We start from the raw sequence: 20058 nt of genomic DNA on the forward strand, positions 1-20058 counted from the left end.
CTGGCGCTGGCCAGATTCGACTGTGATAGCGCGGCGCTGGCCGTTCCGGCCTTGTGTAGCCGTCCGAGAGCTACCTTGCCCCAGCCGGCTGGTTTTTTCCGAACGGCTAGCACTGCCCTGCCGCGGCTTCGTTCCGGGGCGTGGTTTAGCCCCCGGGCGCGGATTAGCCCCCGGGCGCGGCGTTGTTTCGCTGCGGTAAGCAGCACCCGCACGGGCGGGAGAGCTGGCGGAACGCGCCGGAGAATGGGCAGAGCGCGCCGGCGAGTGAGCGGAACGAGCTGGCATGCTACCTGAGCGAGGCTTCGCCGCAGTATCCTCGCGGTTCGCCTGAGTCCCGTGATTCCCTTGAGTTCTTTGGGTTCGCTGAGTGTGCTGAGTTCCGCGCGCGGAGATGCGGCGGTTGCGCTCGGGGCGCGAGGGGGGACGGCGAACACTCATGGCTACCAGTCTAGGCGCCTGGTGTCACCGCTCGCGAATAGGGCGCGCCCCCGCAGTCCTCACAATACACACCTGGATGATCGAAGCCTCACAGGATGCAACCTGGTGACAGCACCACCCACAGGATGCAACCTAGTGACAGCACCACCCACAGGATGCAACCTGAGGACATCAAAACAATTTCTTAACGTAGTTGCGGTTGCACTTTGATTTCGGGCAAACGCGACGACCAGCCCCCGAAAATCTCAGGAGTCTCACGAAGCGCACCGGCCACACGAACCCCTGCCGGGGCGGTATGTGTTTTCAGAGCTGTAGTGCAGATGTCGTACATGCGAAGTACACCTCAGAAAAACACCTCTCCCCCGCCGGCATGCCAAGCCGGCACGCCGAGCCGGCACAGCGACTTTGAGCAGTGATTCGGCTTACGCACCACCGGCACGGCGCAAGCCAAACGCACCGCCGGCCCGGCACACACCAAACGCACCGCCGGCACGGCGCAAGCCAAACGCACCGCCGGCCCGGCACACACCAAACGCACCACCGGCACGGCACACACCAAACGCACCACACAACAAAGTGCCGCCCCTTCCCGATCGGGGAAGGGGCGGCACTCAGCGCTATGAGCAGGCCAGCAACACTGGCCAACTAACCGGCTAGCTAAACCCTAAGCCGTAGCCTTAGGCCTTGAAGCGCGGGAAAGCGGCACGACCGGCGTAGACTGCGTCCTCACCGAGTTCGTCTTCGATGCGCAGCAGCTGGTTGTACTTGTTGATGCGCTCGCCGCGGGCCGGAGCACCGGTCTTGAGCTGACCGGAGTTGGTGGCCACCGCGAGATCCGCAATCGTGGTGTCCTCGGTTTCGCCGGAGCGGTGCGAGGTCATCGTGCGGAAGCCGTTGCGGTGCGCGAGCTCCACGGCTTCGAGGGTTTCGGTCAGCGAACCGATCTGGTTCACCTTCACCAGGAGCGCGTTCGCGGCCTTGGTTTCGATGCCCTTCTGGAGGCGGGTGGGGTTGGTGACGAAGAGGTCGTCGCCAACGATCTGGACGCGGTCACCGATCTCGGAGGTGAGCTTCTTCCAGGCGTCCCATTCGTCTTCCGAGAGCGGATCCTCGATGGACACGAGCGGGTACTTCTCCACGAGCTCTTCGTAGTAGGCGATCATTTCGTCCGAGGACTTGGTGCCGCCCTCAAACTTGTAAACACCGTTCTCGAAGAATTCGGTGGCGGCAACGTCCAGGGCAAGACCGAAGTCCTTGCCCGGGGTGTAGCCGGCGCGCTCGATCGCTTCGACGATGAGGTCCAGAGCTTCGGCGTTGGAATCAAGGTTGGGTGCAAAGCCGCCCTCATCGCCCAGGCCGGTGGCCAGGCCGCGTTCCTTGAGAACGCTCTTGAGGGTGTGGTACACCTCAGCACCCCAGCGCAGCGCTTCCTTGAAGGTTTCGGCGCCGATCGGGGCGATCATGAATTCCTGAATATCAACGTTGGAATCGGCATGCGAGCCACCGTTGAGGATGTTCATCATGGGAACGGGCAGGATGTGGGCGTTCGGGCCGCCAATGTAGTGGTAGAGCGGCAGGCCGGCCGATTCGGCGGCGGCGTGCGCCACGGCGAGGGACACACCCAGGATGGCGTTCGCGCCGAGCTTGCCCTTGTTATCCGTGCCGTCCAGGTCAATGAGCAGCGCGTCAAGAGCGCGCTGATCATTGGCGTCCATGCCAATGATTTCCGGAGCGATGATTTCGTTCACCGCTTCCACTGCCTGCTCGACACCCTTACCGAGGTAACGACCCTTATCACCGTCACGCTTTTCCACGGCTTCAAAGGCGCCGGTGGACGCGCCGGAGGGAACCGATGCGCGCTTGTAGGTGCCATCATCCAGGACAACTTCAACCTCAACGGTGGGGTTGCCACGGGAGTCGAGAATTTCGCGGGCGTTAACTGCCTCAATGAATGCCACAGGTACTCCTTCATATAGACCGTGCCACATAGTTGTGGCTACCTGCGCGGAATATCCGCTGTTTCTATTGTCTCTCAAAACACCCGCGCGCGTCATGCTCAGGCCGTGATTAACTCGGCGTTTTCGCCCTGAGCCGCGAAGATTTTCGCCCACTCGGGACTTTGGCACCGCGCGCGAACCGCCCGGGTGCTAACTAGCTCACGCACTTGCGCGGAGAGTTTAGTGCGCCGCAGTTTCTTCCCCTGCGCCGTTAGGTACGACGACGCCGCCCGCCCCGCTCCCCCCCCTCTTTCACCACCGAGGTCAGCACGGGGTGAGCCAGGAAAGCGATGAGCACGGCAACCCCGGCCAGCTGCAGGGTAAAGATATCCATGAGCACCTTGACTACAAAGGCCAGGCCAACCTTGACCGGATCGGCGGTGCCAGCAGGAAGCTCATTGAGCTCCAGCATGGCGAAGGGCCCCGCAATCTGGAGGAAAATCGCGATGACCAACAGCGCACCCGCAACGCCGTACGTGCGCCGAACGAAGCCAATAGCCATTCTTTTGAACTTGTTATCGATCATCAAAGAGCTCTCCATTCTCGGCACAGAATCGATTTATTTCACGAGCGGGATTACCCAGAAGAATATAAGACTCTGGCGATTCCGCAGTTACCCCGGGATTGGTTTCTCGAAAGTCCTGGTAAGACTCCGTAATGATCTTCTCAGCCTCATCCGACAGATTATCCGGTAACGGACTGTCTTCATAGACAAAACCGTGAATTATCGCCGATGCGAACTGGGAGCAAATCACAGCTTCAGGGTCTTCACGCTTAGTTTCACTAGATACTTCAACCGATTTTACGTCCTCAAGTTCCACGTCAACGGTTTTGAACTTATCGGCTAAAAGGCTGGCATTCTCACTATCGAGAACTATATACCAGCCCGTTCCGCGAATAATCTTAAGCGGATGATCCGGGAACGATACCCAGGTATTTTCCGATGCACTCAGTGACATAGCGCTGTTGGTTTCGCGATAGACAACTTGAGGAAACCCGTCTTCCGCAAGGCAGGTATAGCCCTTAATCTCACCCGGCACCGCTAACTCCGACGTTACCGTATATTTCTCACCACAAACCGCCGCACCAAGGATCTGAACAATCTGGGAAGAAGTGTTCCTGTCAATATGCACCTCTGCGGGCATATCTGCGTTCTTGGGATTCTTCGTACAGCCAGTAACGCCCAGAATCAGCACACCGAGCGTTACTATCCTGACTAACATCCGATTTTGAGACCTCATTGAACAATCATATAGATTCCGAGAGGCGCGCTCATAGAACGAACTCGAACAGTTTTATTTGCCGCCACAGAAACTTTACTTCCGTTACCTCCCGAGGTGTACCAAGGAACTACGAAAGATCCATATTTTGCATTTCCTCCACCTCGCCAAGTCTCCTTTCCCCATTCGTAGCCGCGGCCTGTTACATTGGCATTGCTACTCGTTTGAGCCCACCACGAATGCCTCAATTCAAAACTATTACTAATATGTGCAATATGATCTGAACACGTGTTGGTAAATCCAGGCGTTGCCTGACAGGCAAAGGTTTGGAGCCAGCGGGTCTCAATGTTAGAGATATCGTTTTCACCCTGAATATCAACACCAGTAAAGCTCTGCCGAGGAATGATCTCTACATTCTCAATCCCAGATCGTTTCGCAGCTTCTTCAATCTCATCATGCGTTAGTTCCCGTGCACTCTGATAGGAATTTGGCGCACCCTGCGGGCCTACACCAATCTCTCCCACGTCCACCGGAGCCACGGTAGACGTAATTGTGAGAAGTCCAGAAACAACGAGTCCAAAACACTATTCATGATCGCCACTTTGCGATAGAAACAACCACACACCGTCTATGCGTTTACCCACAGCATAATCAAGAATAAATTTCATTCGCAATACTTGAGATCGGTCAATGTAAACATAATTGTGAAAACGAGGTGTAAAAATAGGTGGGCCCGGCACGCGCTTGTATTTCGCACGTGCCGGGCCCACCCGAGCCTCAGCTCATTTAGTGGTCACGTTTAGGCGGTACGACGACGCCGCATCGCGAGCGCCCCGCCGGCGAGCAGAGCACCGGAGAGGAGCGCCAGGGAGGTGGCTTCCGCACCGGTATTCGGGAGTTTCTTCGCCGACTTCTTCACCACGGTCTTTCCGGGCTTAGCCGGGGCGGCCGGCTTGGCGGATTCGGCCGGTGCCGGCGCAGTGGGCTGCGCTGGCGCCGTCGGATCTGCGGGCGCCGTCGGATCTGCGGGCTGGGCGGGTTTGGTCGGATCCGCGGGCGCCGTCGGATCTGCGGGCTGGGCGGGTTTGGTCGGATCGCTAGGCTGGGTCGGATCCGCCGGCGTAGTCGGATCGCTAGGCTGGGTCGGTTCCGCAGGTGCGGTCGGTTCGGCAGGCTGGCATTCCTTGAGAGACGCGACATTATGCACCGCACCGCGTACGGTGGCGGCATGCTCAGCGCTGATCGCAGCGAGCACGCCTTCGTCCACAACCGGCTTGAGCTTATCGAGCGCCGCCGCCGTGGCTGCCTTAATATCCGTTTCAGCCTGGGTACGCGCGGCTTCCGGAGCGCACTCCAGCGCTGCCAGCGCCTTGAGCTGGGCAGCCTGTTCGGCTTCAATAGCGGCCTTCGCCTCCCCGAGCTTCGTAGCCCAGGCATCGAGAAGCGGCAGCACCGCGGCGAAGGTATCGGCAGCGTAATTATCCGGCGCCGCATCGAAAAGCTGCTGGGCGGCCGTGCGCACCACCGGGTTCTTCAAACTGGCAATAAGCGCCGCGGTATCGGCATTGGCCTTGAGGGCACCGGCCTTACGCACCAGATCGCGCACTCGGTTCGAGCTCTCCCCGTAGGTGGTTTTTACGCCGTTGAATTCTTTTTCACCGGAGATAATCCAGCGCAGCTGCTCGAGGCGAGCATAATCGGCATCGCCAAGCGGGGTAATGGTAGCCGGATCAATATCCTTCCACCAGGTCTTACCGGTCAGCTTCTCAGCTTCGGGGCGGTAGGCCGCCGCTTCACGCAGGTAGGCAACGTCCTTCTTGAGCTGGGCGAGGGTTTCCGCGTCGATGTAGGAAACATCCCCGTTAAGCACCGCATCACCGGCGATAATCATCTTCTCGTAAGCTTCGAGGTTCTGCAGCACGATAATGCCGTTGAGGCACTGGTTGAATTCCTTGCTCTTGCCCTGCTTAGCGAGGTCAATACAGGAACGAATCTTCTGGACGACTTCGCTCTTATTTCCAGCCGCGGACTTCTGGAATTCTTCGTTGACACGCCGATCCATTTCCGCAACGGTCTTGGCCGTTTTGGTCACTTCAACGATGGCCTTATCCAGGTCGGAAACCCCGTTGGAGTAGGCGTTAACATAAGCCTGCGCAGCCTTGACAAAGCGCTGGTCCACATAGGCTTTCGAGTAGTGCGAGGCCTGATTCTGCAACGCACCTACCATCCAGGCATCAGCCTGCTCGGCAGGAGTAGCACCCAGGGCTTCATTAATCTTTCCGGCAGCGTACTCAGCAGTACTGGTATCCGCAGCGGCCGGGTTCTGCGCGCCCGGATCGGTTGCGCCCGCATCGCCGGCACCGGAAGGCCCTTCCGCACCAACAGGAGTGGTAGCCCCGGCCGGGTCGGCCGGTTCTGCAAAAGCTGCACTCGCTCCGCCCAGCAGCACCGTGCAGGCGGTCGCGGCAGCCACGACACCTCTGAGAATTTTCTTCATATTCTTCCTTACGCTAAAAGCAGCCACGCCACAGGTAGCCGCCACCATCGGTGCCGTTGCGTCATCCCATTTCTTGGACTTAGGCGCCTTAACGAACATAAGCACACGAGCACGCCAGCTTTCCATGCGGGTGCCGCAGCCCATCCCATCTATTCCACCGCCACAACGTACGGTTTAATTTATCAAATTACGACAGGATTAATAAAGGTACTTCAAATACAAAACCGTCACAGAAGCGACAATAACGGCAGGTCAGCGAGCCGGGTATTCCCGCGGCACGGCCTAGAACAGCCCGGAGCTAGCCCACCGAGGAAATAAACACCGCCGTCACGAGCCGGGATACCCACTCGAGTAATTCGTCACCTTCCATGGGAGCTCCGGTTCCCAGGCGCGCGGACGTCTGCGCGGCACCCATAACGCCCGGGCGCGCACTCATCGCCCCGCCCACCTGCGCCGGCGGCACCGGGACCATGAGTACCCGCACGGCGGGCTTGAGCATGGCACCCGGGTACAGGCGCTTGAGGCGGGCTTGCCGTGAATCCGGCAGCGCCACCGGCGCGAAACGCACATTGCGCCCCATCTGGGTAATTTCCTCCAACCCGGCACTGCGCGCCAGGTCACGCAGCTGCGCGATCCGGAAAAGCCGCGCGGCCACCTCGGGAATCTCCCCGTAGCGGTCGCGCAATTCCGCGCGAATTTCCTCGCGCTGGTCCTCCCCGCGCGACGCCGCCAACTTGGTGTAAATTTCCAGCCGCAACCGCTCGGACGGCACGTAATCTTCGGGTAGGTAGGCTTCCACCGGCAGCTCGATGCGCACATCGCTGCTGGCGTCGTCGTCGCTAGGAATCTCCCCACGTATTTTCGCGACCGCTTCGGAGACCATGCGCACGTACAAATCGAAACCAACGCCCTCGATATGGCCGGATTGTTCCCCGCCGAGCATATTGCCCGCCCCGCGAATTTCGAGATCCTTCATCGCGACCTGGGTGCCGGCCCCGAGGTCGGTATTCGCGGCGATGGTGCGCAAGCGTTCCAGGGATGTTTCCGTGAGCGCGCGGTCCGGGTCGTACAGGAAATACGCGTAGGCGCGCTCGCGCCCGCGGCCCACTCGCCCGCGCAGCTGATGGAGCTGGGAGAGCCCAAGCTTATCGGCATTATCCACAATAAGCGTATTCGCGTTGGAAATATCGAGCCCCGTTTCCACGATGGTGGTGCAGATGAGGACGTCGATCTCATGCTCCCAGAAATTCTGAATAACATTTTCCAGATCGCGTTCGCTCATTTTTCCGTGGGCGACGGCGATGCGCGCCTCGGGCACCAGCTCACCGAGCTGCGCGGCCACCCGGCCCATATCCCCCACCCGGTTATGCACGTAAAAGACCTGGCCGTCACGCAGCAGCTCGCGGCGAATCGCAGCGCTGATCTGGCGATTCTCCCGCGCACCCACGTAGGTGAGAATTGGGTGGCGTTCTTCGGGCGGAGTGGCCAAGGTGGACATCTCCCGCACCCCCGTGACCGCCATTTCCAGCGTGCGCGGAATCGGGGTGGCCGACATCGACAGCACATCGATATTCGGGTACATCTGCTTGAGGGTCTCTTTATGTTCGACGCCGAAACGCTGCTCCTCGTCGATCACCACCAGGCCGAGGGCTTTGAAACGCACATTCCCCGTGAGGAGGCGGTGGGTACCGATCACCACATCAATGGTGCCGTCCGCGAGCCCGGCGATGACCTCCTCTGATTCGCGCGCGTTCTGGAAACGCGAGAGCGCCGCCACCCGCACCGGGAACCCGGCGTAACGCTCCTCGAAGGTTTCCCGATGCTGCTCCACCAGCAGGGTGGTCGGCACCAGGACCGCCACCTGGCGGCCATCCTGCACCGCCTTGAAGGCCGCCCGCACCGCGATCTCCGTTTTGCCGTAGCCCACATCCCCGGAAATAAGGCGATCCATGGGGACCGGCTTTTCCATATCGGCTTTCACTTCGTCAATGGTGTGCAGCTGATCGGGGGTTTCCACGTAGGCGAAAGCGTCCTCGAGCTCGCGCTGCCACGGGGTATCCGGCGAAAATGCGATGCCCGGGGTAGCCATACGTTGGGCGTAAAGGCGAATGAGCTCAGCAGCAATTTTGCGGGTGGCCGCGCGGGCCTTCGACTTCGTTTTCTCCCAATCGGCCCCGCCCATTTTATTGAGGCTCGGGGATTCTCCGCCCGAATACTTGGAGACCTGGTCGAGCTGGTCGGTGGGCACCCAGAGCTGATCGGGCGGCCCGCCGCGCCGCGAGGGCGCGTACTCCAGCACAATATATTCACGCTGCCCGCCTTTACCGCCAATTGCTCGCTTTTCCATACGCACGAAGCGGCCCACCCCGTGGCGATCATGCACCACAAAATCCCCGGGAGTAAGAGACAGCGGATCGACAGCATTCTTACGGCGCCGCTTGGGCAGGGCACGCATATCCCGAGTGGAAGAACCGCCCCGCCCGGTCAGATCCGCGCCCGCGTACACCCCGAGCTGCTGGCCTTCCAGCACGAAGCCCTCCGCGATAGGTGCGGCCACCACGTAGACCACCCCGGAGTCGAGATGCGTGGGAACCTCCGCTACCGCACTAGCGGGAACGTCCAGCTCACCGAGCTGTTCCGCGTAGCGGCGCGCCAGGCCCGGCCCGTCCACCACGAGCACCTGGCGCACCCCGCGCCGTGCCTGCTCCCCGATAGCGGCGAGAGCCTCATCAACTTTCCCGAGGAATTTACGCGGTTCGCGCGCCGCGACAGCGGCGCCGGCGTCGTCGTTCTTGAAAGTACCGGCGGTGGAAGTGACGTTCCCAGGTAGAGCGTTCCCGGATAAAGCGTTCCCGGAAAAGCCGCCGAGCGTCCACCACGCTTGCCCGCGCGTGAGCGCCGCTTCCCGAGTAGCCGCCACGCTCGCGAAACTCGCCGCATTGGCCTGCACCGGAGGCGTGCCCCCGGCTGCCGCCGCGCTCCACGCTGCCGCCAGGAATTCCTCCGTGGTGGCGATAAGCGATTCCGCGCGCTGATCTACGCGCTCCGGCTCGATGATGAGGAGGCGGGCATCCGCGGGAAGCACATCCACCACCGCGTCCATGCCGTCCACGAGCACCGGCGTGAGGGATTCCATGCCTTCCGGAGCGATGCCGGCGGCGATTTTGTCGAGCATATCGGTGGCGCCGGGCAGTTCGCTGATAAGCGACCGGGCGCGGGTGCGCACCGATTCGGTGAGGAGAATTTCGCGGCAAGGCGGGGCGTAGATCTCCTCGCGTTCCTCCATGGAGCGCTGGTCACCCACGGAGAAGGTACGAATTTCATCCACGGTATCGCCGAAGAATTCCACGCGGATCGGGTGGCGTTCCGTGGGTGGGAAGACGTCGAGGATTCCGCCGCGCACCGCGAACTGGCCGCGGCGTTCCACCATATCAACCCGGGTGTAAGCGGCGTTCACCAGCGCGTTTTCCACCTCTTCCATGGGGGCATCCTCACGGAGGCGGAGCCGCACCGGCGCCAGATCACCCAGGCCGCGGGTAATGGGCTGAAGCAGTGCGCGCACCGGCATAATGAGGAGGCGCAGCGGCTCGAATTCCTCCGGGTGGGCCAGGCGGCGCAGGGTGAGCAGGCGCCGGGCCACCGTATCCGAACGCGGGGAAAGGCGCTCGTGCGGGAGCGTTTCCCAGGAGGGGAACACCGCGATCTGCTCGGCCGGAAGGTAAGCGCGCATCGCGCCCTCAAGGATTTCGGCCTCCCGCCCGGAAGCGGTAATGGCCACGTGGAGAGGATGGGCGGCGGTCGAGCCTGTTGGGCCGCTGCTGCCGCTGGGGCCTGTTGGGCCGCCAGGACCGCTAAAACCACCAGGACCACCTGGGCCGCCGCTGCCGGCGAGGTACGCCAGGGCCGGGGGCACAACCCCGCGCGGCATCGGAATATCCAAGCGGGTGGCGGTCGAAGCTGCGGCGCGGCTCAGGGCGGGATCCGCGCCGATGAGCGGCAGCAAGGATTCTAATTGCACGGGACGCTCGTTTCCTTCCTCGTCCTTCTGGGGTTGTGGTTCTCGCGTTACGGTTCTCGCGTTACGTGGCGCGGCGCCGCGCTACTCGCCGCGGTGCCCGCCGAGGTGCCACACTACTCGCCGCGGTTCCAGCGCGGTTCCAGCGCGGTTACGCCCCGGTTCCACGGCGCGCTAGTGCTTCGTGTGCAAGCGCATCGTGGCGCTTTCCAACCCGTTGCGCAGCACATCCTCCACGGCATCCGCTGCCTGCGCGATGAGCACGTCAAGTTCCTTACGCTCCGCCGAGCTAAAGGGGCGCAGCACAAAATCCGAAGGGTCCTGGCGCCCGGGCGGCCGGCCAATCCCGAATCGCAGCCGAATATAATCCTTCGAGCCCGTCGACTGCGAAATCGACTTGAGTCCGTTGTGCCCGCCTTCGCCCCCGCCGCGTTTGAGACGCAGGGTCCCGAATGGCAGATCAAGTTCATCGTGAACCACAATAAGGTTCTCCACCGGGCAGTCGTAATAGCGCAGCAGCGCGCTCACCGGCCCGCCCGAGGTATTCATATAGCACTGGCACGTCGCAAGAATGACCTGCTCACCTGGCTGGCCGGGCGCCACACCCACCCGCGCGGAGAGCTGGTTCGTCTGGGTGGCGCCGTGCGAGCGCAACTGCCCCCCGCAGCGCGCGGCAAGCTCCGCCACCACCATATGCCCACAATTGTGGCGAGTTCCGGCATAGGTAGCACCGGGATTACCTAATCCAACTACAGCGTACATGCGTTCCTCCTGTGCATCTTCAACCGTACCCGCTTACCCGAGATTGTTCCGCACCTGCGTGCCTCGTATTTTTTACGACGACGCCGAATGGCACGCGGCCGCGGACATTGCGTCCGCGGCCGCGTGAGAGTCACTCCTGGCGAGTGAGGTGCATTGCTGATTTACTCGCCGGCACCTTCGGAAGCTGCCGCTTCTTCGGCTGCTTCTTCCGCCTGGGCTTCGGCCATAGCGGCATCGGCTTCTTCCAGCGCCCGATCAACCTGGGGCTCCATGACCAGGGAGACGATTTCTTCGCCGTCAACCAGGGCTTCCACATCCTCGGGAAGCTGGAGATCCGCAACGGTGATACGCGCGCCATCTTCGAGGCCTTCGACGTTGACCTCGATGGATTCCGGAATATCGATTGCCGGGGCAGACACCAGAATATTGAGGAGTTCAAGAGTGTTGATGAGGCCCGGAGCCGGTTCGCCCACAACAACCAGCGGAATTTCAACCTCGACCTTTTCGTCGCGCTTGACGCGCAGGAAGTCAACGTGCTCGATGGAGCGCGAGAGCGGGTTGCGCTGAATATCCTTGACCAGGGCCAGGCTCAGTTCACCATCAATGGTGAGGCTGACCAGGGCATTCGGATTTCCCTTGACCGCGAGGAACATATCGTGGGCATCCAGGTGCACGTGCACCGGCTCAATTCCGTGCCCGTAGAGCACCGCGGGAACGCGCCCATCGCGGCGCAGGCGGCGAGCCGCACCCTTGCCAAATTCATCGCGGGTTTCGGCAGTAAGCTTCGCAGCATCAATAGCCATGATTCTCCTTCGTCAATTAACGGTCACCCCAGTGGCGGGCTGACCTCGATATTTCGATATAAACACCCGCCGCGCAAGGCGCGCATAACCGGGTGGTGGCCTCGTAAAGCAGGCCACCCGAAGGAGCGCCTGCCGCGTCGATAACGGAAGAGTTCGTGAGCGCGCATGCATCCCCAGCTCACCCGCACCGCAGGTTCACCGGGCTCCCAACCCGCAGGTCAGATAATTCCGCGCTTCGAGCTCCTTCCCTCGCCGAAGCAACGCCGTCAATTTTAGGGCGACGGCGGCAAAAAACAAAGTTTTTTGCCGCGCCTCACACGCCCCGCGCGCTTCCTGCGCCGCCAGCGCATCGCCGCTGGACCGCCCCGCGGCCCGCTCAGCTGGCATACCCCGTGACCCCTACCCGAAAACCCCTCCACCCCGCCAGAATCCACCCTGCCAACTAGCGCCGTCGTCGTACCACCCCTACCCCACACGCAAAGTGCAAATCCCGGACCGTAGGTGCCACAAAGTGCAAGCCCAGGACAGAAATCGGGCCAAAATGGTGCGTAGATTTGCACTACGTTTTTGCTCGCTTACCGGACTACGCACCCGAAGCTCCTCGATACCTCTCTGCACCAACTTTGCCTGTGGATATCACCTTGCCCAAATCGTCATCTGGCTCAATACTCGCTCTATGACCAAGCCACTTCAGCACCCACCTATTTTTAGCGTCGCGCAGCTTGACGATTTGGGGCTACCCAGAACCCTCGCTCGCCGCGGTCAGTTTCAGCGTTTAGCGCACGGTATTTACCGGGACACGACGCGTGACATCACGGAAGCTGACGCACTCCTGGCGGTACAACATCAGTTTCCGGGCAGTGTAGTAACTGGATTATCGGCGATGCGTTTATGGGGGCTGCCGCTCCCTTATCGGGTAGATTCGTGGACTGAACAAATGCAGCTAGACTGCGGCTTTCCCTCGAAGAGATACTGTTCCCCCCACCCCCTCATCCGCTGGGATCGCACGCAGCTGCTCGCCAGTGATATTGAAACGATCCGCACGCCCGGTGGTAACCTGCGCATTGCGTCGCGGCCGCGTGCTGTTCTGGCGAGCGTGCCGGATCTATCGTTTTACCAGCTCATCGCGGCAATCGACGCGCTCCTGCGCATTCCTCGTCGGCGCTTCGAGGGGAGGTCGGCGCCCTACACCACCCGCGAGGGACTGGAGACTTTCCTGGCCGAACACCCGAACTGGAATTTTGTGGTGCACTTCCGCGCGGCGCTGGCCTGGGCGCGGGTGGGTGCGGATTCACCGATGGAAACCCTACTGCGGCTCATTATCGCCATGGCGGGATTCCCGGAACCGCGCCTCAACCAGCGGCTTCTCGCCCCCGACGGCCGCTCGCTCGGCCAGCCCGATATGCTCTTCGAGGAGCAGCGCATTATTGTGGAGTACGACGGCGCACCTCACCGAGACGCCTCTCAGCAGGTCAAGGATCGCCAGCGGCGAGAGCTCCGCACCAGCTACGGCTGGATCGAACTGCAGGTTTTCCACCCGGATCTCCGCCTTCCCCGGCAGCTCGTCCGCACGATGTTCAACCCGGGCAGGCCCGCGCTTCCGCGCATCACGAGCGGCGAAGTTCCCGCAACCGCTCGCCTGGCCGAGGCATTCCGCCAGCGCGGGTGGCGGGTGAGGGAATGAGCCGGTAGAGGTAAGGACCTGAGTCGGTGGCCGACCAGGAATTACGGCAGCCACACACATTCTCGCAGGGCTTGCTCGACGCCGCCCTATCCCAGCGCGCGCAGCAACAACCAGATCGCGAGTGCGGTTCCGAATATGCCGACCAGCCAGCGCACCACACCACCGGGGAGGAAACGCTGGAGGTGTGGGCCCACCATTCCGCCGAGCAACCCGCCGAGCATCATGGTGAGCGCCGCCGCGTAGTCCACTTCCCCGGACCAGATGAAGAAGAGCAGGGCCGTGAGATTAGCGCAGCCCAGCACCGGGGATTTGAGCAGCAGCGCTTCGTGGGTGGTCATCGGGGTGAGGATCGCGGCGATGCCAAGATAAACAACCGCGGAGGCCGCCCCGAAATAACCTCCGTACACGCCCAGCACTCCCACCAGCACCAGGAAAGTGGGAACCGGAATATTAGCGTGAATGCCGCGTCGCTCCAGGTAGGGGCCGATCAATGTGGAGAGGGTGGCGATGAGCACCAGCCAGGGCACCACGAACTCAAAAACTTTCGGGTCGAAAGCCAGGAGCAGCACCGCGCCGATAGCTCCGCCCACCGCGCTGATAAACATCTGCGGCCACAGCGGGTAGGCCTGCACCGCCCGCATGGACCGCCAGCCGGTGAGTACAGACCCCAGGCTGCTCCCGAAATTATTGATCGCATTCGTGACATTGGCGGTAATCGGTGGGAATCCGAGGGCGAGGAGGGCCGGGTAGGTGACCAACGATGCCACTCCGGTCAGGTACCCCACGATGCCGCCAACCAGACCAGTAGCAAAGACAAGTACGGACAGCGCCCAAGTCGATGTGACCACCACGTGCGTTATCTTCCTTCCTAGCCGCGTCAAGTACTGGTTCCCCAGCTACATTGAGCACTGGCTTCTTAGCCGCATCAACTACTAGCTTCCCAACCCCGGAAAGTACCGGGCTCCCATTAAGCACCGGGCTCCCACTAAGTACCGGGCTCCCACCACAACAATGGAGGCGCCGGTACGCTCCAGCGCACCAGCGCCTCCTCGTGAGGCTACCTCACACTCAGTACGCGCCGTCAAACAGCGAGGTCACCGAGCCGTCCTCGAACACTTCGTCAATGGCACGGGCCAGTGTGGGAGCAATCGAGAGCACCGTCAGGCCCTTAAAACGCTTCTCATCGGGAATCGGCACGGTATCGGTCACCACAAGTTCGCGAATCGGAGCGTTCGAGAGCCGCTCCACCGCTTCCCCGGAAAGCAGCGCGTGGGTGGCCGCCACGATCACGTCTTTGGCACCGGCATCCTTAACAACGCGGATCGCGCCGACCAGCGTGCCTGCCGTGTCAATCATGTCATCGACAATAATGGCGGTTTTACCGGCCACATCGCCAACCACACGGTTGGCCTTCGCGGTATTCGCTTTCTCGATATTGCGGGTCTTATGCACGAAAGCCAGCGGAATTCCGCCCAGGCGCGAGGACCACTGCTCGGCCACCTTAATACGGCCGGCATCGGGTGAGACCATAACGGCGTCGTCGCCGGTAATAATGGAGCGGACGTATTCGACCAGGGTGGGCATCGCCCACAGGTGATCCACCGGCCCATCGAAGAAACCCTGGCTTTGCGCGGCGTGCAAATCCACGCTCATAATGCGGTTCGCGCCGGCCGTCTTGAGAAGATCAGCCACCAGCCGCGCGGAAATCGGTTCGCGGCCCTTGTGCTTCTTATCCTGGCGGGCGTAGGGATAATACGGCGCCACCACGGTGATGCGCTTGGCCGAAGCGCGTTTGGCCGCATCCACCATAAGCAGCGTCTCCATCAGCCACTTATTAATGGGGCTGCTGAAGGCCTGCATAATAAAAACATCCGCCCCGCGGATGGACTCCTCATAGCGGATGTAAATTTCCGAATTCGCGAAATCGTAAATGGTGGTGGGCAGCATGCTGATATGGAGGCAGCGCGCAACCTCCTCCGCCAGCTCCGGATAAGCGCGGCCCGTGGCTAGGACCAGCCGCTTATCGTTCGATACCCGCATTCCCGTGCTCATTGTGCTCCCCCGATGTGTTTCGCCTGCTTGGGTTTTTCGACGTTGTCAGCTTATGTGATCGCGGCGCTACCCGCTACCTGGTAAACGGTGTTTACCAGCAGAACAATGTTTACCCGCCACAGCGGTGCTGCGGCGCCTCCCCGAGAGCCACCGCGTGCCGGGCGCATTTCCCGGCTGGGATCAGGCAATCGCGCAGGTACACGTGCCGCGCCCGCGCGCCCTCTTCCACGATGACGTTGGCAAGCTCCCCGGGCCCCACATGCCCGAACCGCGCAACCCGCGTGGTCCCGCGCAAAATAGTATGAGGTTCGACGACGCAATCCGGCTCCAGCTCCACCTGGACGTCAATCCACGCCGTGGCCGGATCAATAATGCTCACCCCGCTGCGCATCCACCGCTCCCCGATGCGCCGATTCATTTCCCTGCGCAGGGCCGCGAGCTGGACAAGATCATTCGCACCTTCCGCAGCCAGGTAATCACTGCTCACGTAGGAGCCCACTCCGGCGCCGAGTTGATAGGCCCGCGCCACAACATCGGTCAGGTACATTTCCCCCTGGGCGTTATCCGTGCCCAGGCCCGCCAGCGCCTCGCGCAAAAATGCAGCATCGAAAATATACGTGGAAGTATTTATTTCGTTGATGGCACGCTGCTGCGTACTTGCGTCTTTATCTTCTACGACGGCGCAGATGGTTCCTTCCCCATCGCGCACAATCCGCCCGTAGCCAGCCGGATCTGGCACCCGGGCGCTCAGCACGGTGACAGCGGGGCTGGCGGGAGTAGCCGAGGCGGTAGCTGCGGCGTCGTTCCCGCCACCACCGTTCCCGTGGGCGCGCGCGAGCTCCCCGAGAATCTCCCCACCCAAAAGCGGGGTATCCCCGGCCATAACGAGAACCGGACCGGTCACGCTCGCACCCAGAGCTTCCATTCCGCACCATACAGCGCGGCCCGTCCCCTTGATTTCATCCTGGTCGGCAATAATGACCGAATCATCTAGTTCAAGCGCGTGGGCGGCCACTCGGTCCCGTTCGTGGCGCACCACCACCACGATATGCTGGGGATTCAGGCTGCGGGCAGCAGTGATGGCGTGCCCGAGCAGCGTGCGGCCGCACACCTCATGCAAAAGTTTCGGGGTGGCTGATTTCATGCGAGTTCCCTGGCCAGCAGCCAGGATGACGACAGCGGAGAGATCCATGCCTTCCCTTTTCCGGCGGCGATGCGCCCTATATTTCGCCACGGACGCTGACGCTGCGCCCGAAAACGTTCCGCCACTAGGATTCGAACCTAGAATAACGGTTCCAAAGACCGCTGTGTTGCCGTTACACCATGGCGGAGAACTGCCGACGCGCGGGCCGGCACCGGTATAGTCTAGCTGACCGAAGCGCTCCTGGCATAATACTAAGTATGAAACAGACCTCGCCTGAGGGTACGAACGGCGTCGATGCCGCCCGCGCCGCCGACAACACGCTCACTGACCCCACCCAGAACACCGCTGCCACCACCACACCTGCCCCCGCCTCGGAAAAGAAACGGGTGCGCATGTCGCGGGCAGACAGGCGTAAACAATTGGTGGGTGTGGCGCGGGAACTTTTCGCGGCGCAGGGTTTTGACGGGGTCTCCATTGAAGAAATCGCCGCGGCCGCCCAAGTATCCAAGCCCGTTGTGTACGAGCACTTCGGCTCCAAAGAAGGCATTTACAACGTAGTGGTGGATCGCGAGCTCGTCACCCTCACGGAATTACTCTCCGCGCGTATGAACATTGGGCTGCCCGAGCGCGAAGTGCTTGAGTCCATCGTCGTCGCCGTGCTGGATTATATCGAGCATAACGACGACGGTTTTCGCCTCCTTGTGCAGCGCTCGCCAGCTACGCTCGGCGGGGATTCCTTCTCCACCGTGATCGCGGATGTGGCTGATTACGCCTCCGATTTACTCGCGCCCATGCTCGGGCGCAACGGTATCTCTCCCCAATACGCACGTATTTACGGGCAGACGCTGGCCGGGGCGCTCGGCCAGGTGGGCCAGTGGTGGGTGGATGTGCGCCAACCCGATAAAGAGACCGTGGCGGAACACGTGGTGAATTTTATGTGGAACGGCTTGCGCGGGCTGGAATCACAGCCGCGCCTGCTCACCCGCGGCGGGCACTAGCCGCAATCCGGCCCATCTCCCTTTCTTATTCTAGGTTTCACCTGGGCTGTGGCATAGAATGGACGGCGACACGCAAATAGAACGATGGCGCTCTAGGTGACGTCACCGGTCTTGCACGCGACGGTTGCCCGTGTCTGGACGCGTGGCGTGCTACCCTGGAAAATTCATCAATCGAACAATAGCAAGGACATACCCCTTATGCTCTCCGTTGAGAACATCTCCAAGAGTTTCGGGTCGCGCAAAGTATTGCAAAATCTCACCTTCGCGGTTCGCCCCGGTGAAATCTTCGGTTTCGTCGGCTCGAACGGCGCTGGGAAAACCACTGCAATGCGCATTATGCTCGGCCTCCTGAGTAAAGATTCCGGGCAGGTGACCTGGAATGGTGGCCCTATTGATTTCGCGGCGCGCCAGCGCATCGGCTATATGCCTGAAGAGCGCGGTCTCTACCCGAAAATGCCGGTCGATAAGCAGCTGATGTATTTCGCGCGCCTGCACGGGATGAGCCCGGATGCGGCGCGGGCCGCCATGGAGCGCTGGACTGATCGCCTCGGGGTGGGGTCACGCCAGGAGGATGCCGTCCAGAAACTTTCCCTCGGTAACCAGCAGCGCGTGCAGCTGGCCGCCGCCCTTATTCACGATCCGGAACTGCTCATTCTTGATGAACCTTTCTCCGGGCTGGATCCGGTAGCGGTACGCACCATGAGCGAAACGCTACGCCAGAAGGCAGACGAAGGCGTCCCGGTTATTTTCTCCTCGCACCAGCTTGACCTGGTGGAACGCCTATGCGATAGCGTGGGAATTCTCGCGGGCGGAAATATCGTGGCTCGCGGCACCGTTGATGAATTGCGCAATGCCGGGAATCCGCCCTACGCGCTGGCGGTACGGGCAGCAGAAGCCACGCTGCGCACGGCCCTCACCCAGGCCGGATTTACCGTCCAGCCCGATCCGCTGGCCGGAACGTCAGAGGCGCCGCTGAGTGCGGGAATTACCCGCGTGCTCGTGGAAACCCCGGCCGCCGCGGGAACCGCCGACCCCACCGCCGCGCTTCTCAACGCGGCCCAGCAGGCCGGCACCGTGGTGGAATTCGCCCAGCGCCGCCCTCACCTCACGGAATTGTTCCGCGACGTCGTCCAGGTGCCTTCCACGGAAGAAGAAGGCGATGCGGCCACCACCAAGAAAAAGCGTGGCCTGTTCGGCTCGCTGTTCGGAAAGAAGGCTAAGTAATGGTACGCATTGTTTTCGCACGCGAGTTCAAGAACGTTTTTGCCTCCCGCGCCACCATGATTTCCCTGGCGGTGATATGGGTGATTGCTATTGTGGCAGGTTTCGCGGGCCGCGTTTTCCTGGGCGGGGATGATGAAGCCGCCGGAGCAGGGCCGGCCCCGCAAGCCCAGGGTATTTACCTGGAGGCCGGCGCCGCGGAGCTCCAGCCCTATCTCGAGAGCGCCGGTTTCTCCGCACTCCCGACCTCCAATATCGCTGCCGAGCTGGCGGTTGACGAACCGGAAGCGGAGATCGGAATTTCCGGTACCGCGCTCGATCCGCAGATCGTGGCCACCTCCCCGGACCCGAAGGAGCTTCCCGCTCTCAAGAAGATCCTGAGCACCTACCTGCTGGAGGAATCCGGGGTGGATGCCACGGTCCTCGCCCACCTGGATGCGATTAATAATCTTCAGGTGCAGACGGTGAATTACACTCCCTCCGGCATCGGAGCTAATCCCATTGGTTTCCTGATCGGCTCGGTCAGCGCCATGCTGATTTTCTTCATGGTGATGGGCGGAATCGGCGCGGTGGGCGCCGGCGTCGTCGAAGAAAAATCTTCGCGCGTAGTGGAAATTATTTTGACGACGGTTCGCCCGCGCGTCCTGCTCCTCGGCAAAGTGCTGGGCCTGGGCGCCGGCTGGGTAGTCATCCTCTTCGGCTATATCGGCGCAATTATCACCGGCGTGACCATTTCCGGGCTGTTCCCCGATCTCAGTTTCCTCCAGGAATTCGGGCTGGCCGGCATGGTGGCGCGCACGGTCCTGTGGATGGTGCTCGGCTACTTCACAGCCACCGCGCTGGTGGGCGGACTGGCTGCCACGGTGTCCCGCCAGGAAGACCTGGCCGGCATCAACACCCCGGTCATGTTTATCCAGTTCATCCCCTTCTACACCGCGATCTACCTCATTCCGGCGCTTCCGGAAGCCGCGATCACGAAGATCCTCTCCGTGCTGCCTTTCTTCGGCCCGTTCATGATGCCCATGCGCACCGCGATCGGCGAGGTCCCGCTCCTGGAAGAACTGGCCGCCGTCGGCATCAATGCCCTCGGGGTCTTCCTCCTGGCGATCCTGGCCGGCAAGATTTACGAACGCTCGATTTTGCGGATGGGTGAGCGCGTCAAGCTCACGCAGATTTTCCGTAAGGCTGCCTAGCCTTCGAATGTAAGCACGACGACGACAAGCGTGG

The 20058-nt window shown here is 61.4% G+C and carries 15 protein-coding genes and 1 tRNA gene; 4 read left to right on the top strand and 12 right to left on the bottom strand.

Translation table 11 applies throughout. From position 1 onward, the window contains the following. Positions 1 to 1115: 1115 nt before the first annotated feature. From eno to HMPREF9237_RS07925, 8 genes are all read right to left on the bottom strand, one after another. Positions 1116 to 2396 carry a phosphopyruvate hydratase gene (eno, locus tag HMPREF9237_RS07895; RefSeq protein ID WP_016443220.1) on the bottom strand — a complete coding sequence of 427 codons (1281 nt, stop codon included), beginning with the start codon at positions 2394 to 2396 and terminating at the stop codon, positions 1116 to 1118. Positions 2397 to 2646: 250 nt separating this feature from the next. After that, positions 2647 to 2961 carry a hypothetical protein gene (locus HMPREF9237_RS07900; RefSeq protein ID WP_016443221.1) on the bottom strand — a complete coding sequence of 105 codons (315 nt, stop codon included), beginning with the start codon at positions 2959 to 2961 and terminating at the stop codon, positions 2647 to 2649. Continuing rightward, positions 2951 to 3676 carry a hypothetical protein gene (locus HMPREF9237_RS07905; protein ID WP_155875985.1) on the bottom strand — a complete coding sequence of 242 codons (726 nt, stop codon included), beginning with the start codon at positions 3674 to 3676 and terminating at the stop codon, positions 2951 to 2953. Before HMPREF9237_RS07905 ends, HMPREF9237_RS07900 begins: the two co-directional genes overlap by 11 nt. Next, positions 3673 to 4185: a hypothetical protein gene (locus HMPREF9237_RS09535; protein WP_155875987.1), complete on the bottom strand. Its 513-nt coding sequence runs from the start codon at positions 4183 to 4185 to the stop codon at positions 3673 to 3675. The genes HMPREF9237_RS07905 and HMPREF9237_RS09535 overlap by 4 nt, the downstream gene beginning before the upstream one ends. A 269-nt stretch (positions 4186 to 4454) precedes the next feature. Next, the gene (locus HMPREF9237_RS09035; protein WP_155875989.1) at positions 4455 to 6152 is read right to left on the bottom strand and encodes an LPXTG cell wall anchor domain-containing protein; all 1698 of its coding nucleotides are present in this window, start codon (positions 6150 to 6152) and stop codon (positions 4455 to 4457) included. A 298-nt stretch (positions 6153 to 6450) separates the two neighbouring features. Next, a complete protein-coding gene (gene mfd, locus HMPREF9237_RS07915) occupies positions 6451 to 10170 on the bottom strand; it encodes a transcription-repair coupling factor (protein WP_016443224.1) in 3720 nt (1239 codons plus the stop codon). 171 nt (positions 10171 to 10341) lie between these two features. Then, a complete protein-coding gene (gene pth, locus HMPREF9237_RS07920) occupies positions 10342 to 10929 on the bottom strand; it encodes an aminoacyl-tRNA hydrolase (protein WP_016443225.1) in 588 nt (195 codons plus the stop codon). A gap of 161 nt (positions 10930 to 11090) precedes the next feature. Next, a complete protein-coding gene (locus HMPREF9237_RS07925; RefSeq protein ID WP_016443226.1) occupies positions 11091 to 11732 on the bottom strand; it encodes a 50S ribosomal protein L25/general stress protein Ctc in 642 nt (213 codons plus the stop codon). 937 nt (positions 11733 to 12669) lie between these two features. Here HMPREF9237_RS07925 and HMPREF9237_RS09040 point away from each other — a divergent pair. Next, complete coding sequence (locus tag HMPREF9237_RS09040; protein ID WP_016443227.1) at positions 12670 to 13416, top strand: hypothetical protein; 747 nt, start codon at positions 12670 to 12672, stop codon at positions 13414 to 13416. Positions 13417 to 13502: 86 nt separating this feature from the next. On the opposite strand, the gene HMPREF9237_RS07940 is transcribed toward HMPREF9237_RS09040, so the two are convergent. The 4 genes from HMPREF9237_RS07940 to HMPREF9237_RS07955 form a co-directional block, all read right to left on the bottom strand. Beyond that, positions 13503 to 14264 (bottom strand): sulfite exporter TauE/SafE family protein, encoded by a 762-nt coding sequence (locus tag HMPREF9237_RS07940; protein WP_231366724.1) that lies wholly within the window; start codon positions 14262 to 14264, stop codon positions 13503 to 13505. Between the two features lie 220 nt (positions 14265 to 14484). After that, entirely contained in the window at positions 14485 to 15468 is a 984-nt protein-coding gene (locus tag HMPREF9237_RS07945) for a ribose-phosphate diphosphokinase (protein WP_016443229.1), read from the bottom strand. Between the two features lie 109 nt (positions 15469 to 15577). After that, positions 15578 to 16660, bottom strand: coding sequence for an NTP transferase domain-containing protein (locus HMPREF9237_RS07950; RefSeq protein WP_016443230.1), 1083 nt, complete (start codon positions 16658 to 16660; stop codon positions 15578 to 15580). Positions 16661 to 16728: 68 nt separating this feature from the next. Then, positions 16729 to 16799: transfer RNA gene (locus HMPREF9237_RS07955), tRNA-Gln, on the bottom strand. A 70-nt stretch (positions 16800 to 16869) separates the two neighbouring features. Here HMPREF9237_RS07955 and HMPREF9237_RS07960 point away from each other — a divergent pair. From HMPREF9237_RS07960 to HMPREF9237_RS07970, 3 genes are all read left to right on the top strand, one after another. Next, positions 16870 to 17610, top strand: coding sequence for a TetR/AcrR family transcriptional regulator (locus HMPREF9237_RS07960; RefSeq protein WP_016443231.1), 741 nt, complete (start codon positions 16870 to 16872; stop codon positions 17608 to 17610). A 198-nt stretch (positions 17611 to 17808) separates the two neighbouring features. Then, on the top strand, positions 17809 to 18834 hold the full coding sequence (locus tag HMPREF9237_RS07965) for an ABC transporter ATP-binding protein (protein ID WP_016443232.1): 1026 nt from the start codon (positions 17809 to 17811) through the stop codon (positions 18832 to 18834). Continuing rightward, complete coding sequence (locus HMPREF9237_RS07970) at positions 18834 to 20024, top strand: ABC transporter permease (protein ID WP_016443233.1); 1191 nt, start codon at positions 18834 to 18836, stop codon at positions 20022 to 20024. The genes HMPREF9237_RS07965 and HMPREF9237_RS07970 overlap by 1 nt, the downstream gene beginning before the upstream one ends. Positions 20025 to 20058 lie beyond the last annotated feature (34 nt).

This window comes from Actinotignum schaalii FB123-CNA-2, assembly GCF_000411135.1.
GTDB classification, from domain to species: Bacteria; Actinomycetota; Actinomycetes; order Actinomycetales; family Actinomycetaceae; genus Actinotignum; species Actinotignum schaalii_A.

What these genes read in the sequence shown, in the direction of transcription:
- HMPREF9237_RS07900 (WP_016443221.1), bottom strand. Translation starts at nt 2,961, where the DNA reads ATGATCGATAACAAGTTCAAAAGAATGGCTATTGGCTTCGTTCGGCGC.
- HMPREF9237_RS07905 (WP_155875985.1), bottom strand. Translation starts at nt 3,676, where the DNA reads ATGAGGTCTCAAAATCGGATGTTAGTCAGGATAGTAACGCTCGGTGTG.
- HMPREF9237_RS09035 (WP_155875989.1), bottom strand. Translation starts at nt 6,152, where the DNA reads ATGAAGAAAATTCTCAGAGGTGTCGTGGCTGCCGCGACCGCCTGCACG.
- pth (WP_016443225.1), bottom strand. Translation starts at nt 10,929, where the DNA reads ATGTACGCTGTAGTTGGATTAGGTAATCCCGGTGCTACCTATGCCGGA.
- HMPREF9237_RS07925 (WP_016443226.1), bottom strand. Translation starts at nt 11,732, where the DNA reads ATGGCTATTGATGCTGCGAAGCTTACTGCCGAAACCCGCGATGAATTT.
- HMPREF9237_RS09040 (WP_016443227.1), top strand. Translation starts at nt 12,670, where the DNA reads ATGCAGCTAGACTGCGGCTTTCCCTCGAAGAGATACTGTTCCCCCCAC.
- HMPREF9237_RS07945 (WP_016443229.1), bottom strand. Translation starts at nt 15,468, where the DNA reads ATGAGCACGGGAATGCGGGTATCGAACGATAAGCGGCTGGTCCTAGCC.
- HMPREF9237_RS07950 (WP_016443230.1), bottom strand. Translation starts at nt 16,660, where the DNA reads ATGGATCTCTCCGCTGTCGTCATCCTGGCTGCTGGCCAGGGAACTCGC.
- HMPREF9237_RS07960 (WP_016443231.1), top strand. Translation starts at nt 16,870, where the DNA reads ATGAAACAGACCTCGCCTGAGGGTACGAACGGCGTCGATGCCGCCCGC.
- HMPREF9237_RS07965 (WP_016443232.1), top strand. Translation starts at nt 17,809, where the DNA reads ATGCTCTCCGTTGAGAACATCTCCAAGAGTTTCGGGTCGCGCAAAGTA.
- HMPREF9237_RS07970 (WP_016443233.1), top strand. Translation starts at nt 18,834, where the DNA reads ATGGTACGCATTGTTTTCGCACGCGAGTTCAAGAACGTTTTTGCCTCC.